General features: G+C 68.0%; 18 protein-coding genes and 1 pseudogene. 7 read left to right on the plus strand and 12 right to left on the minus strand.

Annotated elements, in window-relative coordinates:
* Window positions 1-61: 61 nt before the first annotated feature.
* The gene (locus A5775_RS13510) at window positions 62-679 is read left to right on the plus strand and encodes a TetR/AcrR family transcriptional regulator (protein ID WP_231995176.1); all 618 of its coding nucleotides are present in this window, start codon (window positions 62-64) and stop codon (window positions 677-679) included.
* On the opposite strand, the gene A5775_RS13515 is transcribed toward A5775_RS13510, so the two are convergent.
* Together A5775_RS13515 and guaB are read right to left on the minus strand one after the other, a co-directional pair.
* Window positions 676-1,803 (minus strand): GuaB3 family IMP dehydrogenase-related protein, encoded by a 1,128-nt coding sequence (locus A5775_RS13515; RefSeq protein WP_067252923.1) that lies wholly within the window; start codon window positions 1,801-1,803, stop codon window positions 676-678. The two genes, A5775_RS13510 and A5775_RS13515, sit on opposite strands and share 4 nt — an antisense overlap.
* Before the next feature lie 7 nt (window positions 1,804-1,810).
* Window positions 1,811-3,406 (minus strand): IMP dehydrogenase, encoded by a 1,596-nt coding sequence (guaB, locus tag A5775_RS13520; protein ID WP_067252926.1) that lies wholly within the window; start codon window positions 3,404-3,406, stop codon window positions 1,811-1,813.
* A 275-nt stretch (window positions 3,407-3,681) separates the two neighbouring features.
* Here guaB and A5775_RS13525 point away from each other — a divergent pair, with 275 nt between their 5' ends.
* Window positions 3,682-4,095: a DUF5319 domain-containing protein gene (locus tag A5775_RS13525; RefSeq protein ID WP_067101334.1), complete on the plus strand. Its 414-nt coding sequence runs from the start codon at window positions 3,682-3,684 to the stop codon at window positions 4,093-4,095.
* Here A5775_RS13525 and A5775_RS13530 read toward each other — a convergent pair.
* From A5775_RS13530 to A5775_RS13540, 3 genes are all read right to left on the minus strand, one after another.
* Complete coding sequence (locus tag A5775_RS13530; protein WP_231995177.1) at window positions 4,089-4,745, minus strand: anti-sigma-D factor RsdA; 657 nt, start codon at window positions 4,743-4,745, stop codon at window positions 4,089-4,091. The two genes, A5775_RS13525 and A5775_RS13530, sit on opposite strands and share 7 nt — an antisense overlap.
* Window positions 4,732-5,310 carry a sigma-70 family RNA polymerase sigma factor gene (locus A5775_RS13535; RefSeq protein ID WP_067252928.1) on the minus strand — a complete coding sequence of 193 codons (579 nt, stop codon included), beginning with the start codon at window positions 5,308-5,310 and terminating at the stop codon, window positions 4,732-4,734. The genes A5775_RS13530 and A5775_RS13535 overlap by 14 nt, the downstream gene beginning before the upstream one ends.
* A 90-nt stretch (window positions 5,311-5,400) precedes the next feature.
* A complete protein-coding gene (locus A5775_RS13540; RefSeq protein WP_067252930.1) occupies window positions 5,401-6,216 on the minus strand; it encodes a hypothetical protein in 816 nt (271 codons plus the stop codon).
* Window positions 6,217-6,578: 362 nt separating this feature from the next.
* Here A5775_RS13540 and A5775_RS13545 point away from each other — a divergent pair, with 362 nt between their 5' ends.
* Window positions 6,579-6,881 (plus strand): WhiB family transcriptional regulator, encoded by a 303-nt coding sequence (locus A5775_RS13545; RefSeq protein ID WP_067252932.1) that lies wholly within the window; start codon window positions 6,579-6,581, stop codon window positions 6,879-6,881.
* A gap of 45 nt (window positions 6,882-6,926) precedes the next feature.
* Here A5775_RS13545 and A5775_RS13550 read toward each other — a convergent pair whose 3' ends face one another.
* Window positions 6,927-7,514 (minus strand): GreA/GreB family elongation factor, encoded by a 588-nt coding sequence (locus A5775_RS13550; RefSeq protein ID WP_082953008.1) that lies wholly within the window; start codon window positions 7,512-7,514, stop codon window positions 6,927-6,929.
* A 441-nt stretch (window positions 7,515-7,955) separates the two neighbouring features.
* On the opposite strand from A5775_RS13550, the gene A5775_RS13555 reads away from it, so the two are divergent.
* The 3 genes from A5775_RS13555 (at window position 7,956) to A5775_RS13565 (ending at window position 10,023) form a co-directional block, all read left to right on the plus strand.
* Window positions 7,956-8,747 carry a Rieske (2Fe-2S) protein gene (locus A5775_RS13555; protein WP_082953012.1) on the plus strand — a complete coding sequence of 264 codons (792 nt, stop codon included), beginning with the start codon at window positions 7,956-7,958 and terminating at the stop codon, window positions 8,745-8,747.
* Window positions 8,744-9,223, plus strand: coding sequence for a hemerythrin domain-containing protein (locus A5775_RS13560; RefSeq protein WP_067252937.1), 480 nt, complete (start codon window positions 8,744-8,746; stop codon window positions 9,221-9,223). Before A5775_RS13555 ends, A5775_RS13560 begins: the two co-directional genes overlap by 4 nt.
* A 71-nt stretch (window positions 9,224-9,294) precedes the next feature.
* A complete protein-coding gene (locus tag A5775_RS13565; RefSeq protein ID WP_067252940.1) occupies window positions 9,295-10,023 on the plus strand; it encodes a superoxide dismutase family protein in 729 nt (242 codons plus the stop codon).
* Between the two features lie 19 nt (window positions 10,024-10,042).
* Here A5775_RS13565 and A5775_RS13570 read toward each other — a convergent pair whose 3' ends face one another.
* The gene (locus A5775_RS13570; RefSeq protein WP_067252942.1) at window positions 10,043-10,516 is read right to left on the minus strand and encodes a MarR family winged helix-turn-helix transcriptional regulator; all 474 of its coding nucleotides are present in this window, start codon (window positions 10,514-10,516) and stop codon (window positions 10,043-10,045) included.
* Complete coding sequence (locus tag A5775_RS13575; RefSeq protein WP_082953009.1) at window positions 10,513-11,256, minus strand: nitroreductase; 744 nt, start codon at window positions 11,254-11,256, stop codon at window positions 10,513-10,515. The genes A5775_RS13570 and A5775_RS13575 overlap by 4 nt, the downstream gene beginning before the upstream one ends.
* A gap of 156 nt (window positions 11,257-11,412) precedes the next feature.
* Between A5775_RS13575 and A5775_RS13580 the strand changes: the two genes are divergently transcribed.
* The gene (locus A5775_RS13580; protein ID WP_067252944.1) at window positions 11,413-12,063 is read left to right on the plus strand and encodes a DUF1345 domain-containing protein; all 651 of its coding nucleotides are present in this window, start codon (window positions 11,413-11,415) and stop codon (window positions 12,061-12,063) included.
* A 98-nt stretch (window positions 12,064-12,161) separates the two neighbouring features.
* Here A5775_RS13580 and groL read toward each other — a convergent pair whose 3' ends face one another.
* From groL to A5775_RS13600, 4 genes and pseudogenes are all read right to left on the minus strand, one after another.
* The gene (gene groL / locus A5775_RS13585; protein ID WP_067252946.1) at window positions 12,162-13,781 is read right to left on the minus strand and encodes a chaperonin GroEL; all 1,620 of its coding nucleotides are present in this window, start codon (window positions 13,779-13,781) and stop codon (window positions 12,162-12,164) included.
* Window positions 13,782-13,860: 79 nt separating this feature from the next.
* On the minus strand, window positions 13,861-14,163 hold the full coding sequence (groES, locus tag A5775_RS13590; protein WP_007167930.1) for a co-chaperone GroES: 303 nt from the start codon (window positions 14,161-14,163) through the stop codon (window positions 13,861-13,863).
* A gap of 239 nt (window positions 14,164-14,402) precedes the next feature.
* Window positions 14,403-15,440, minus strand: a complete 1,038-nt coding sequence (tsaD, locus tag A5775_RS13595; RefSeq protein ID WP_067252948.1) for a tRNA (adenosine(37)-N6)-threonylcarbamoyltransferase complex transferase subunit TsaD — start codon at window positions 15,438-15,440, stop codon at window positions 14,403-14,405.
* Window positions 15,437-15,607: pseudogene (locus A5775_RS13600) on the minus strand (ribosomal-protein-alanine N-acetyltransferase RimI); the annotation flags it as partial. The pseudogene A5775_RS13600 and the gene tsaD, both read right to left, overlap by 4 nt.

Raw genomic sequence — 15,607 nt, forward strand, 5'->3', positions numbered from 1 at the left:
ACCGAAATGTAGACAGTGCCAACAATGATGTCAATGACTACATCTTGGTAATGTGTCCGTCGTGGACGATCGGCGGTACCACCATGGCGCCCTCCGAGCGGCACTGCTGTCCGAGGCCGAGAAAACGCTGCGTAAATCCGGCGTAGACGGCTTGTCGTTACGAGAATTAGCGCGAGCGGTAGGCGTCAGCCACAGCGCCCCGCGCCGGCACTTCGACGACAAGGCAGCGATGCTCGAAGCGCTCGTCATCGATGGTTTCGACCGGCTTGGCCACGCCCTGGCGACAGCAGCCGAGCCCGACGGCCGCGGCTTCGTCACGTCTTTGAGCGACGTCGCGGTGGCCTATGTTCGGTTCGCCACGGACAACCCCGCGTTGGTCGAGCTGATGTCGGCCAGGAGGTATCTGGCGAACGCCTCCGACGAACTCACCCGCGCCCGGAACGCGAGCTTCGCGCCGGTGACAGACCTTGTCGCCGCCGGTCAGGCCGCCGGTGAGCTGGCCGCCGGCGACGTGCAGAGGATTGGAACGGTATTCTTTGCCACCCTGCACGGGATCGCGACCATGGCGAACAACAAAATGATCGATCCACTCGAGGACGAACTGATATTCGACGTGGTCGAGTCGCTGCTGGACGGGCTGGCTCCGAGCACGCGACCCGGGCGTGACAACGCCACCTAACTACCGACGATCAGCCCGACCTTCTGGAACTCTTTGAGGTCGCAATAGCCGGCCTTGGCCATCGACCGGCGCAGACCGCCGACCAGGTTGAGGCTGCCGAACGGATCGTCGGAGGGCCCGTTCAGCACCTGGTGCAGCGGCGGGCGCTCACCGACGGCGATCTGCAGCAGCGCCCCACGCGGCAGCGACGGGTGCGCCGCGGCGGCCGGCCAGAACCATCCCTCACCCAGCGCCTCGGCGGACTCGGCGAGCGGCGTGCCGAGCACCACCGCGTCGGCGCCGCAGGCGATCGCCTTCGCCAGCTCGCCCGAGGTGTGGATGTCCCCGTCGGCCAGCACGTGCACGTAGCGGCCGCCGGTCTCGTCGAGGTATTCGCGGCGCGCGGCGGCGGCGTCGGCGATCGCGGTGGCCATCGGCACGCTGATGCCCAACACCTCGTCGCTGGTGGTCACTCCCCTGGTCGCGCCATAGCCGACGATGACGCCGGCGGCGCCGGTACGCATCAGGTGCAGCGCGGTGCGGTGGTCCTGCACTCCGCCGGCGACCACCGGCACGTCGAGCTCGGAGATGAAGGTCTTGAGGTTCAGCGGCTCCCCATCGCTGGCCACCCGCTCGGCCGAGACGATCGTGCCCTGGATGACCAGCAGGTCGATCCCGGCCTGCAACAGCACCGGGGTGAGCGCCTGCGCGTTCTGCGGGCTCACCCGCACCGCGGTGGTGACGCCGGCCTCCCTGATGCGGGCGACGGCGGAGCCCAGCAGCTCCGGATTCAGCGGTGCCGCATGGAATTCCTGCAGCAGCCGGATCGCCGCCGAGGGCTCGGGCTCCTTGCTCGCGGCCTCGACCAGCTGGGCGATCTTGGCCTCGACGTCGGCGTGCCGCCCGATCAGGCCCTCGCCGTTGAGCACGCCCAGGCCGCCGAGGCGGCCGAGCTCGATCGCGAACTCCGGCGACACCAGCGCATCGGTCGGATGAGCGAGCACCGGGATCTCGAACCGGTAGGCGTCCAGCTGCCAGGCGGTCGACACGTCCTGCGACGAGCGGGTGCGCCGGGACGCCACGATGCTGACTTCGCTCAGTTCATAGCTGCGACGGGCGATGCGGCCCATCCCGATCTCGACCATCTGGGCCTCAGCGCGCGTAGTAGTTGGGGGCTTCGACCGTCATGGCGACGTCGTGCGGGTGGCTTTCCCGCAGCCCGGCCGCCGTGATCCGGACGAACTGGGCCTGCTGCAGCTCCTCGATGGTCGACGAGCCGGTGTACCCCATCGCCGCGCGCAGACCGCCGGTCAGCTGGTGGATCACCGAGGACAGCGGGCCGCGGAACGGCACCCGGCCCTCGATGCCCTCGGGCACCAGCTTGTCCTCCGAGAGCGCGTCGTCGGCGAAGTAACGGTCCTTCGAGTACGACTTTCCGCCGCCGGAGCCCCGGCCCGCCATGGCCCCCAGCGATCCCATGCCGCGGTAGCTCTTGAACTGCTTGCCGTTGACGAAGATCAGTTCGCCGGGCGCCTCGGCGGTGCCCGCCAGCAGCGAACCCAGCATGGCCGTCGACGCCCCCGCGGCCAGGGCCTTGGCGATGTCGCCGGAGTACTGCAGCCCGCCGTCGGCGATCACCGGCACCCCGGCCGGCCCGCAGGCGGCGACGGCTTCCAGGATCGCGGTGATCTGCGGCGCGCCGACGCCGGCCACCACCCGGGTAGTGCAGATCGACCCCGGTCCCACGCCCACCTTCACCGCGTCGGCGCCGGCGGCGACCAGGGCGGCCGCGGCCGACCGGGTGGCGACATTGCCGCCGATCACCTCGACGCGGTCGCCCGCCTCGGCCTTGAGCTTGCCGACCATGTCGAGCACCAGCCGGTTGTGCGCGTGCGCGGTGTCCACGATCAGGACGTCGACCCCGGCATCGACCAGCATCATCGCGCGCACCCAGGCATCACCGCCGACGCCGACGGCGGCGCCGACGAGCAGCCTGCCGTCGCTGTCCTTGGTGGCCAGCGGGTGCTGTTCGGTCTTGACGAAATCTTTGACGGTGATCAGCCCGGTCAGCCGGCCGTGGCCGTCGACGATGGGCAGCTTCTCGATCTTGTGGCGCCGCAACAGGCCCAGCGCCGCGTCGGCCGACACCCCCTCCTGCGCGGTGATCAGCGGGGCTTTGGTCATCACCTCGGCGACCTGCTTGGTCTGATCCACCTCGAAACGCATGTCGCGGTTGGTGATGATGCCCACCAACGCACCGGAGTCGTCGACGACCGGCAAACCGGAAATCCGGAACTTCGCGCACAGCGCATCGACCTGGGCCAGTGTGTTGTCCGGGCGGCAGGTGACCGGATCGGTGACCATCCCGGCCTCGGAACGCTTCACCATCTCAACCTGGCCGGCTTGTTCGGCCACCGGCAGATTGCGGTGCAGCACACCCATGCCGCCGGCGCGCGCCATCGCGATCGCCATCCGCGACTCGGTAACGGTGTCCATCGCCGAACTCACCAGCGGCACCTTGAGCCTGATCTTCTTCGTCAGCTGGCTGGAGGTGTCGGCGGTGGCGGGAACCACATCGGAGGCGGCCGGCAGCAACAGGACGTCGTCGAACGTCAGCCCCAGCATCGCGATCTTGTGCGGGTTGTCGCCGCCGGTGGGAACGGGGTCGTCGACGAGGCCACCCACCCGGACATACGGACTGCCGACCAGGTCAGAGCTGTCTTCCAGGTGGGACGTGCCACGGGTCATCAGTGGGGCCCTCCATACGATGCGACGTGAGAAGCCCATCCTATCGGCTCGCCTTCGCCCGGTGACGATGCGCGCCGTGACGGCGCGGGGAGAAACCGGGCAATCCAACACCGCCCGGTGACGATGCGCGCCGTGACGGCGCGGGGAGGAACCGGGCAATCCAACACCGCAGGGATTTCGCGTGTTCGGGGCCGCGGCCCGCGCGCCAAACGGAACGGGAACGGCGGGTAGCTCCCTGCTGGCGCTATCGCGACCGGGCTGCGTAGGCTAGAGGCGTGCGCGACCACCTCCCACCGGGTTTGCCGCCCGATCCCTTCGCCGACGACCCGTGCGATCCGTCGGCGGCGCTGGAAGCCGTCGAGCCAGGCCAGCCCCTGGATTCCCAAGAGCGGATGGCCGTCGAGGCCGACCTCGCCGATCTGGCGGTCTACGAAGCGTTGCTGGCGCACAAAGGGATTCGCGGACTCGTGGTGTGCTGCGACGAGTGTCAGCAGGATCACTATCACGACTGGGACATGCTGCGGGCCAACCTGCTGCAGCTGTTGATCGATGGCACCGTGCGCCCGCACGAGCCCGCCTATGACCCCGAGCCGGATGCCTACGTCACGTGGGACTACTGCCGGGGCTACGCCGACGCCTCGCTCAACGAAGCGACGTCAGACGCCGACGGTTTTCACCGCCGTCACTGATTCCCGCCGCCCCGGGGCGGACCCGGCGACTGTGTCGCCGCCTTCGGCACGGCTGACGGAGCCGCCGGGGCCGGCAGTGTGGCGTTAGGGTTGCGCGATTCGACCTTGGCGTTCAACAGCTTCAGCTGGTTCATCAGGTCCTGCCTGGCGGCCGGGTCGTCGATCGACTGCACCAGGCTGCTCACCTCGGTGAGCTGATTTCTGGCCTGGTCCCACTCGCCGCGGTCGATCGATTCCTGCACCTTGGCCAGGTCGGCCTTGGCGGCCAGCATTTCCTGCTTTTCGTTGACCCGCGGTTGGTCGAAGAACATCGCGTGCAGCCCGTGCAGCGGGGTGCCGGGGCGTGCCTCGACCACCATGGCCCCAAAGCCGCTGAACGCGATCAGCGCCGCGGCGACCGAGCCGATGGCGGTCAGGCCACGACGGCCCCGCCGGCGCTCGGCCAGCCCGGTGCGCAACGCGTTGACCGCCTCTTCGGGTGTCACCAGCGCGCTGGCCGGGGGCCACCGCAGGTTGTCGCGCCAGTCCTCGAGCATGGCGGTCAGCACGTCGGCGTCGGGGTCCTCCACGCCCACCGGCCGGCGTTGGGCGAGCGCATCGATGAGCAGATCGGTGCGAGCGAATTCATCCAGGGATTCAGGCACAGTCACCTGCCGCGATCATCTCGGACTTCAACCGCGACAGCGCGCGGTGCTGGGCAACGCGGACCGCTCCGGTGGTACTGCCGACCGCGGCCGCGGTCTCCTCGGCGGACAGGCCGACGACAACGCGCAGGATCAGGATCTCGCGTTGTTTGGCGGGCAGGATCTCGAGCAGTTCGCTCATCCGGCTCACCGAATCGGCTTCGATGGCAAGCTGTTCGGGTCCCGCGTCGGGCGACCAACGGTCGGGAAGCGATTCGGTGGGATAGGCAAGATCGCGACCGGCGGCCCGATGGGCGTCGGCGACCTTGTGGGCCGCGATGCCGTAGAGGAAGGCCAGAAAAGGGCGTCCGCGATCGCGATAGCGGGGCAGCGCCGTGATAGTCGCCAAGCACACCTCCTGCGCCACGTCATCCGCTGACAGGCCACCGCGGTCGATTGTGCCGACGCGCGCCCGGCAATATCGCACGACGATCGGGCGGATGGTCTCCAGCACCTCCCTCAGTGCGCCGTGGTCTCCGGTGACGGCCTTGGCGACCACAGCGTCGAGACGTTCCCCTGCTGGAATTGTCATCGACGGTGATATCCCTAACGTTACGAACCGGACACATCGCGGGCCAACTGGGCTAACTTACGAAATGACAATAACGGGCGGGAGGCCGTTTCAAGCGGAACGCCACGTTCCACCGGCGTGCCGCACCTGGCCTGCGCAGATATCGCGGATTTCGTGCAATTGCTGTGCCGAAAAAGTGACACTTCCGATATCTATCAGCAAGCACGCCAACGCCCAACGAAGCGGAAGCAGGCCTAATCGGCCGGTGGTGTGCAGCGCGGCCTGTGCGACAGCGCGGGCGCGCTCGACGTCTCCCGCGCTGCACAGCGCGGCGGCCAGCACCACCTCGCTTTTGGCTCGGTGCCGCGCCGAGGGGATGGCCATGGCCGCGGCCAGCTCCACCGCCTCGCCGGCATGGTGGACGGCGACGTCGCCCTCGCCGCTGGCCATCGCGAGTTCGGCGGCCACCCACCCGCGGCGCACCGGAAGCCGGTCGGGCACCGCGGATGTCAGCAACGGGTCGGCGCGCGCCAACAACGTCGCGGCGGCCGCAAAGCGCCCGACGCCCAGCGCGTCGGCCGCCAGCCCGATCAGGGCGTCGGAGCCCGCCTCGGGGTCGGTCCCGGACAGCGCCAGGGCGCGCCCGTCCCAGCCGCGGGCGGCGGTGTGCCAACCGAGCTGGCGCAAGAACGATCCCTGCGTGCTGTGGGCCAGCGAGGCCAGCCGTCCGGCTGGAGCGTCGCGCCGCAGCACGGCGAGGTCGCGCTGGGCGGCGCCGTAGCGCCCCTGCCCCCCGGCCGCGACCGCGCGCAGCCACCGTTGGTCCGGCGTCGTCGCCGACGGCAGCGGCCAGCGCCCGGGCCGGTCTCCGAACGCGGCGTCGGCCAACTGCCGCTCAATCAAGGAAGTGTGACGAGTTTCAATCACAATGATGTAGTAAACAGTTTGTGGTCTTCCTGTTACCGAACAGTTAATCACTATAGCCCATGGATAAATTCGGCCCGCGGCTCCGGCTGGCGCTGAGCTGGGAAATCTCCTTTCGGTCAACTGCCAGGTAGCACGGCGTTGCTGTCGCAATTCCATTCGAGATGAACGCGAAGTTAATTTTGCCCCAAGGGGCACATACTTTGCCGGGCTAAGTGGCTATTGACGGAAATTCATCGTCGCCCCTAACGTCTACACATGACGGGTAGTCATCGGTGACTCCACTCCACTTAATTTAAGTTGCACACAATCGCTTTCGCGAACCTGACCTCACCTGGCGGGCCGTGCAGAGAGGGAACGAACCAATGCCACAGCCGGAGCAACTACCTGGACCCAACGCCGACATCTGGAATTGGCAACTGCAGGGCGTGTGCCGCGGCGTTGACTCAGCGGTGTTCTTCCACCCCGACGGGGAGCGCGGCCGGGCCCGCATGCAACGTGAACAGCGCGCCAAGGAAATGTGCCGGCAGTGCCCGGTGATCCAGGAATGCCGTTCGCACGCCCTCGAAGTCGGTGAGCCCTACGGGGTTTGGGGCGGCCTGTCGGAATCCGAACGCGACCTTCTGCTCAAGGGCGACATCGGCCGCGGCATCCGGCGCAGCGCCTGACCCGCCGATCCTGTTCGGCCGCAATCTGATTGACGGCCTACTTTTTCAGATCGCAGATACCGCTTGGGTAAGGTATTCCGCGCCGCCCTCGCCTTCCCAGCGGTGGATCTGCTTGTCCGGAACGTGCATGGAGCTACGCCGCATAACCAGCTGTGGCCCACGGCTTTTCATCGCATACATTCCGTACGGGACGGCCTTCAGCAGCGTCACGCAGCGCCCCGTCCCATCCGGGATGGCGTAGAAACGCTCATCACCCGGACGGGCGCCGGCCATCGCGCGGCCCAGCGGGGACGCCATCGAATAGGCCTTGATGCCGGCATCCTCGGGGCACGGCCTGCCCAGCAGAAACGTCTCGGTTTCACCGGTGTCGTCGTAGCGAATGGTCAACACCATGCCCGCTTCGGCGACGGGATCAAACGCGGCCCCTTCGCCGACGACGACCGCGTTGGACAGCAGCCCCTCGATCTGGGAGATGCGCGCGCGTCGCACCGACTGGCGCGCACGGCGATTCGGGTTGTAGTCCATGAGGTCGTCGGGAACCTCGACGCCGCGGCGCGAACGCAGCCCGGCCAGTTCGTCGTGCAATCGGGTGTATTGCTGCGGCGTCATCCGGAAGCGCTGAATGGTGGTCATGGCGCGTGACGTCCTTTCGTGTCGGAGGGGGTTGTCGCCAGGGGCGGGCGGGCCGGTGCACCGCCCCTGACGACTCGGGTCGCCCTGGGGCGAAGTCTTCGTCCGTTGCTAACTCCATGGTCGCGTGGCCGGCCGCATCGGCGCTTGCCCGAACCGGACAACGGGGCGACGGTCCGTTGTCGTGCCCCGACAACGTGGTGGCTGCTGCACGGCTCGTTCGTCGGCCGTCGAGTGAACGATTCGCAGCCGCAGCCCGTGGACTAGGAATGGGCGCGGCGGCCCGGCCGCGGTCCATCCCCGACGCGGCGTCGAGACGCGTTGCGCCGCGCCGGTCTCGCACTCCGGAGGGGGCGCACTGTGGCATATCGGCACACCGCGACACTGGGACGGCAAGCCTGGCTGGACCGGCCGAGCTACCGGCTTGAGCACGCTCTGACCTTCCTGTTCGCGGCCATGGGCGGGCGTCGGGATCGGATCAGCAATCTGTTGCACGGCACCTGGCTCGGTCATCCACTGCATCCGGTGTTGACGTCGATTCCGATCGGAGCGATGACGACGACGGTCGCGATGGATTCCGTCGGCGCGTTGCCCGGCCGCGCCACAAAGTTGCGCGGCGCATCGAGGTTTGCGCTGGGCGTCGGGCTTGTCGGCAGCGTCGGTGCGGGCGTCACCGGTCTGACGGACTGGCAGCACACCCACGAACAATCGCGTCGGATCGGTCTGGTGCACGGCTTCCTCAACACCATCGCGACCGGCCTGTACGCGGCGTCCTGGTGGGACCGCCGGTGCGGCCGTCATCGGCGCGGGATGGCGGCCAGCGCGCTGGGCTATGGCCTCACCCTCGGTGGCGGCTACCTCGGTGGGACGTTGGTGTTCGCATCGGGCGCCGGGGTTGACCGCTCTGGCGCCCGGCTGAGGGGGGACGTATGGACGCCGGTGTTGGCGGCCGCGGCGCTGGACGGCCAGCCACGGCGAGTCGCGGTGGCCGGCGTCGGCGTGGTGCTTTACCGCAACGAGGGCCGGATACTGGCCGTGGGTGAACGCTGCCCGCACCTGGGCGCGCCGATGAACGACGGCTGGATCGACCGCGATCGAATCGTGTGTCCCTGGCACGGTTCCAGGTTCGCGTGCGGATCGGGAGCAGTGCTGCGCGGACCGGCAACGGCGGCGCTGCCGAGTTATCCGGTGCGGATCCGCGACGGACTCGTCGAAGTGCGCGGGAGGGTGCGGTGAATGCCTACGACGTGCTGTTCGAGCACCACAAAGTCTTGCGCGGACTCTGCGAGAAGATCAGCGCGATACCGCCGCACACCCGCGAGCGCCAAGTCGCCCTCGATGAGCTGTTGATGGAGCTGGACATCCACATGCGCATCGAAGACGACCTGTTCTATCCCGCCGTGTCGGCGGCGAGCACCCTGGTCGCGATCGCCCATGCGGAGCACCGCCAAGTCTGGGACCAGCTAGCGGTGCTCCTGCGGACGCCGCCGACCGCACCCGACTACGAAGACGAATGGCACTCGTTCGTCAGGGTCCTCGACGCCCACGCCAGCGAAGAGGAACGCGACTTGTGCCCTGCCCCAATCGATTTGAGTGCGGACATGCTCGACAACCTCGGCAACAGAATGGTCGAGCGCATCGTCGGGTTGCGTCAGTCGACGCTCAACAAGCTCCGCGTCCGCGGCCGCGCGGTCCTGCTGAGTTCGCTGTGAGCCGTGCGGCTCTCGGCGCTGCCGCAGAGTCATGCTCGTTTTGAAATCGGCGAATTGGGTAGGCACCGCCCATGAACAACGGCGCATCCCTCGCGGTCGCGGCGCTCGCCGTGACCATCGCACCGCTGGCCGCCTGCGCGAACCAGCAGAGCAGCCAACCCAATACGTCACCGCTGACCAGCCCGGCGCCCGGCACCGAGCGGCTGACCACGCAGCTCAAGACCGCCGACGGGAGTCCGGTCGCCAACGCCACCTTCGAGTTCGCGAACGGCTACGCGACGGTGACCGTGGAGGCCGGCCCCAACCAGGTGCTCAGCCCCGGTTTCCACGGGCTGCAAATCTATTCGGTCGGCAAATGCGAGGGCGACTTCGACTCCGCGGGAAGCGTCTACCAGGCGGCCAATCACACGGGCTATCCCGCCAGCGGCGATTTGACCGCGCTGCAGGTGCGCTCTGACGGCTCGGCGAAACTGGTCACCACCAGCAACTCGTTCACCGCCGCGGACCTGCGAAACAGCTCGGGCAGCGCGCTGATCCTCCACCAGAGCGCCGACAACCTGGGCAGCAGCCCCACCGCCGAGCCGAGCAAGCGCATCGCCTGCGGTGTGATCGCCGCGGCGTCGGCGACGACGACCTCGTCGACAACCAGCGTCACGACCAGCACCACGACCGTCGCCGTGCCCCCGCCGTCGACGAGCACCAGCACGAGCACCGTCACGGTCACCAGCACCCCGGCCGTGACGTCCACGCCGACCACGACCGTGACGACCCCGCCCAGCCTGCCGCCGGGCAGCCGCTGACGGGAGCACCGAGCCGCTACTAGTCCGCAGCAGAAGTGAACCGGGTCAGCAGATCCCTGAGTTGTTCTGCCTCCCCCGGACCCATGGCGGAGACCAGATTCTCGGCCAGCGGCTCCGCGGCCACGTGGGCGGCGTCGAATATCTCAAGCCCCTTGGCGGTGATCTCCACGGCTCGCACCCGCCGATCGCCCGGGACATGCTTGCGGACAGCGAGACCCTTACTCTCCAGGTCATCCACGACCCGCATGATGCCCGCCTTGTCCGAGCCCGTCGCCTCTACGAGGGCCCGCTGCTCTGTGGGCCCGCGGTTGACGAGGACGAGCAGCACGGCGAAATGCCGCAACTCGATGCCCAGCGGCCGAAGCGCCTCCGACATCACCGCGGCCGCGCGCCAGTGTGCGCGGCGCAGCAACAAACCCAGCGCGAACGGGGACGGATCCCCCGGGCGGTCGGTGGCGCGCGCAGTCGCGGCATGCTTTGGAGCGCGGGTCATGACGCTCGCATTCTTTCATCCCGATCGAACACCGGAGCGCCGGTGCAACGGTCCACCTGCCGCGGAGCGGGCGACTCGTCGTCGACGAACGCGACCGTTTCGTCGAGCGGTGCCCTGCCCGTACGAATGTAATTAACCGCAGGGTCCTCGTAGCCGATCGACATGCCGCAGAAGAGCATTAGCCGGTCCGGGGGGCAGAGGACCTCGGCAACCGTCTGGCGAACCTGCGACCACGCCATCTGCGGACAGCTGTGCAGGCCTTCGGCGCGCAGTAGCAGCATGACGGTCTGCAGATACATGCCCAGGTCGGCCCATTGGGCCGGGCCCATGTCGCGGTCGATGTAGCAGAACAGGGCTGCGGGCGCACCGAAGCAATCCCAGTTGGCAATCGCCGCCCGTTGGCGCCCATCCCAGTCGTCGCGCGCAATGCCGAGTGCGCCGTAGCGCTCCTTACCGAACGCCGACCGCCGCTCGCGGTATGGGGACTGCAGCGCCTGGGGGTACATCTCGTACTCTCGCTCGTCCCATGGGTCGCCGGCGGCCACCCGCTCGACCGCGCGCTTTTTGAGCTCGGCCAACGGCGCGCCGGTCACCACATAGATGTTCCACGGCTGGATGTTGGATCCCGACGGCGACCACGCTGCGGCGGACAGCACACGCTCCAGCACCTCTCTCGACACCGGCTGGTCGGTGAATCCGCGCACTGCCCGTCGGGTTGTGACTGCCTCGTACACGTCCATGGTCGTCACCTCTCATCCGATACCCTAACTGTATCGTATAATACCGTATCGATTGATACTATTCCCGACGGAGGGTCGGGGTCATCGTTCGGGGCTGACGGTGACCGCCGTTTTCGTGCTACGTGGATGACAGGTGCTCGTGCTTAGGTCGGGGTTGTGGAATCCCTCGTTGAGTTCTTTCGCGACACGGTCGCGGCTCGGATAGCGATTGCCGCCGCGCTCGGAGTCGCCGTCGCTCTCGTAGTCGGCAACACCGTCGGTTGGCGATTCGCGCTTGCCGGCTGGATCGTCACCGCCTGCATCTACGTGGTCTGGACGCGGCTCCTCTTGGGCGGCATGGACGCCGATCAAACCTGCAAATACGTGACGAAAGAGGACCCCACCCGGTGGGTGGCCGACGCCGTCATCGTGTCGGCAAGCGTCGCCAGCCTGGGCGGGGTCGGTTACGTGGTGGCCGCCGCGTCGCGCTCGGGCCCCGGAGCCGTGGAAGCCGCCGTCGTCGGCATCCTGACCGTCGCGGCGTCCTGGTTTGCCGTGCACACATTGTTCACCGTGCACTACGCGCGGCTGTATTACTCAGGCGAGCCGGGTGGAATCAACTTCCACGACCCAGAGCGACCGCGCTTTCGCGACTTCGCGTATGTGGCCTTCACCGTCGGCATGACCTATCAGGTGTCGGACACCGAGATCGGATTGACATCCATCAGGGCGACGGTGCTGCGCCATGCGCTGCTGTCTTACCTTCTCGGCGCGGTCATCTTGGCGGTCACCATCAACCTGATCGCGGGATTGGGCTCCAAGTTCTGATCGAGCCGCGGCGGCCGAAATGACGCCGACCGTGGGACCTATGCACGAAAACCGTTGGGATTTCGTACATTAGGCCCACGGTCGGGCACCAATACTACTCAGTGATGGTGGTGATGACCGTGGCCGTGGTCGTCGTCTTCCTTGGCCGGCTTCTCGACGATCGCCGTTTCGGTGGTCAGCACCATCCGGGCCACCGACGCCGCGTTGAGCACCGCCGAGCGGGTGACCTTGACCGGGTCGATGACGCCGTCAGCGATCAAGTCACCGTAGGTGAGCTTGTCCGCGTTCAGCCCGTGCCCGTTGGGCAGCTCGGTCACCTTGTGCACCGCGACCGCGCCGTCGAGCCCGGCGTTGGTGGCGATCCAGTACAGCGGAGCGGCCAATGCCTCGGAGAAGACGTCGACGCCGAGCGCTTGATCGCCGGACAGCGAGCCGCGCAGCTTTTCCAGCGCCTTGCGGGTCTGCAGCAGGGCCGAGCCGCCGCCGGCGACGATGCCCTCCTCGACCGCGGCCTTGGCGGCCGCGACGGCATCCTCGACGCTTTCCTTGCGTTCCTTGAGCGCGGTCTCGGTGGCCGCACCCACCTGGATCACGGCGACGCCGCCGGCCAGCTTGGCCAGCCGCTCCTGCAGCTTCTCGCGGTCCCAGTCGGAGTCGCTGGACTCGATCTCGGCGCGCAGCTGCTTGATGCGGTTGGCCACCGCATCCTTGGCGCCACCGCCGTCGACGATCACGGTGTCGTCCTTGCTGACCACCACGCGGCGCGCCGAGCCCAGCACGTCCGTGCCGACCTCGCGCAGCAGCAGGCCGGCGTCGGGATTGATCACCTGACCGCCCGTCACGACCGCCAGATCCTCGAGGAACGCCTTGCGACGGTCGCCGAAAAACGGCGCCTTGACCGCGACGGCCTTGAGGGTCTTGCGAATGGAGTTGACGACGAGTGTCGCCAGCGGCTCACCCTCGATGTCCTCGGCGATGATCAGCAGCGGCTTGCCCGATTCGGCGACCTTTTCCAGCATGGGCAGCAGGTCGGGTAGCGAGCTGATCTTGTCCTGGTGCAACAGAATCACCGGGTCGTCCAGCACGGCCTGCTGGGCATCGAAGTCGGTCACGAAATACGCCGACAGGTAACCCTTGTCGAAGCCGACGCCCTCGGTGAACTCGAGTTCGGTGCTCAGCGTGGAGGATTCCTCGACGCTGACGACGCCGTCGGTGCCGACCTTGGTCATCGCCTCGCCGACCAGCTCGCCCAGGAGTTGGTCGCGCGACGACACGGTCGCCACCTGGGCGATGCCGTCCTTGCCGGAGACCGGGGTGGCCGACGCCAGCAGCGCTTCGGACACCGTGTCGGCGGCCTTGGAAATTCCAACACCGAGTTCGATGGGGTTGGCACCGGCCGCCACGAGGCGCAGGCCGCCCTTGACCAGCGCCTGCGCCAGCACGGTGGCCGTGGTGGTGCCGTCGCCGGCGACGTCGTTCGTCTTGGTCGCCACCGACTTCACCAGCTGGGCACCCAGGTTCTCGAACGGGTCCTCCAGGTCGATCTCACGGGCGACGGTGACACCGTCGTTGGTGACCGCCGGTCCGCCGAATGCCTTGGCCAGCACCACATGCCGGCCTCGCGGCCCCAGCGTCACCCGTACCGCGTCGGCGAGCGCGTTCACGCCCGCCTCGATGGCGCGGCGCGCCGTTTCGTCGTACGCAATAATTTTGCTCATCAGGCTCCTTCAGCCAAACGCATGCCGCCCCGGAAATCACCCGCGGGGACGCGGGGATCTCCGGGGCGGGACACGGTTCTTACTTGGAGACGACAGCCAGCACGTCGCGTGCCGACAGGATCAGGTACTCCTCGCCGTTGTACTTGATCTCGGTGCCGCCGTACTTGCTGTAGATGACGGTGTCGCCTTCCGAGACGTCCAGCGGGATGCGCTTCTCGCCGTCTTCGTCCCACCGGCCGGGGCCGACTGCGACGACGGTGCCTTCCTGTGGCTTCTCCTTGGCGGTGTCGGGAATGACCAGACCGGACGCGGTCGTGGTCTCGGCCTCGTTGGCCTGCACGAGAATCTTGTCCTCGAGTGGCTTGATGTTCACCTTCGCCACGATTGGAGCCCTCCAGTGTTTGGGTCGGGTCCGGGACGTGCCCGGACCGGAGTTGGCGGCCGGTCCGGGTCGGGCCCGGCACCTGCCGAATTATCAGGTGTTCGGCATTCGTCCATGCCCGAGCGTCGTCGTCGCGGGTGCCGACACAGGGCGTGGCCGATTGCCACCTAGCACTCTATACATGGGAGTGCTAGCACTCAAGGGCACCCTGCTGCTTCCCGCATGTTCGCCGTCAGCGATCAGCTGACCTGCGCCTTCACCACCGGTAGGCCCGGGTCACTAGGCGCGTCCAGCGGTGATCGCGGCGCCCCGGCCGCCACCAGGTGCGCGGCGAACGAGGCGATCATCGCGCCGTTGTCGGTGCACAGCCGCGGCCTGGGAACGCGTAGCGTCAGCCCGGCCGCCGCGCAGCGCTGCTCCGCCAGCTCGCGCAACCGCGAATTCGCGGCCACTCCCCCCGCAATCAGCAGCGTCGAGACGCCGAGGTCCGTCGCGGCGCGCACCGCCTTGCGGGTCAGCACGTCGGCCACGGCTTCGGAGAACCCGGCCGCCACATCGGCGTTCACCGCGTCCGGGTGGCTTTCCAGGTGCCGCGCCACCGCCGTTTTGAGGCCGGAGAAGCTGAACGAGTACGGGTCGTCGCGCGGCCCGGTCATGCCGCGCGGGAAGGCGATCGCGTCCCGGTCACCGGTGCGGGCCAACTCGTCGAGCACCCTGCCGCCGGGGTAGCCCAGCCCCAACAGCCGCGCCACCTTGTCGTAGGCCTCGCCGGCCGCGTCGTCGACGGTGCTGCCCAGCTCGACGATCGGCTCGCCGAGCGAACGCACATGCAACAGGTGGGTGTGGCCGCCGGAGACCAGTAGCGCCACGCACTCGGGCAGCGGCCCGTGCTCGTAGACATCGGCGGCCAGGTGCCCGCCCAGATGGTTCACCGCGTAGAACGGCACCCCCCACGCCGCCGAATATGCTTTGGCCGCAGCAACTCCCACCAGCAGGGCGCCGGCCAGCCCGGGCCCGATGGTGGCCGCGACGATGTCGGGCTTGTCCAAGCCGGCGGTCGACAACGCGCGGCGCACGGCGGGCCCCAGCGCCTCCAGGTGCGCGCGCGAGGCGATTTCGGGGACCACGCCGCCGAACCGCACGTGCTCGTCGACACTGGAGGCCACCTCGTCGGCGAGCAGGGTGACGGTGCCGTTCGCGTCCAGCCGCGCGATGCCGACTCCCGTTTCGTCGCACGAGGTTTCGATGGCCAAGATGGTCTTGTCGCCGACGTTCACAGCGCCTCCCGCCGCATGGTGTAGGCGTCGGCGCCGCTGACGCGGTAATAGCGCCGGCGCAGGCCGATCTGCTCGAATCCGACGCTGCGATACAGCCCGATGGCCGCCTCGTTGTCGGTGCGCACTTCCAGGTATACGACGCCGCCGTCGGCGAACATGAGCAGCTC

Origin of the sequence: Mycobacterium sp. 852002-10029_SCH5224772, assembly GCF_001667315.1 — a bacterium.
Lineage (GTDB): Bacteria > Actinomycetota > Actinomycetes > Mycobacteriales > Mycobacteriaceae > Mycobacterium.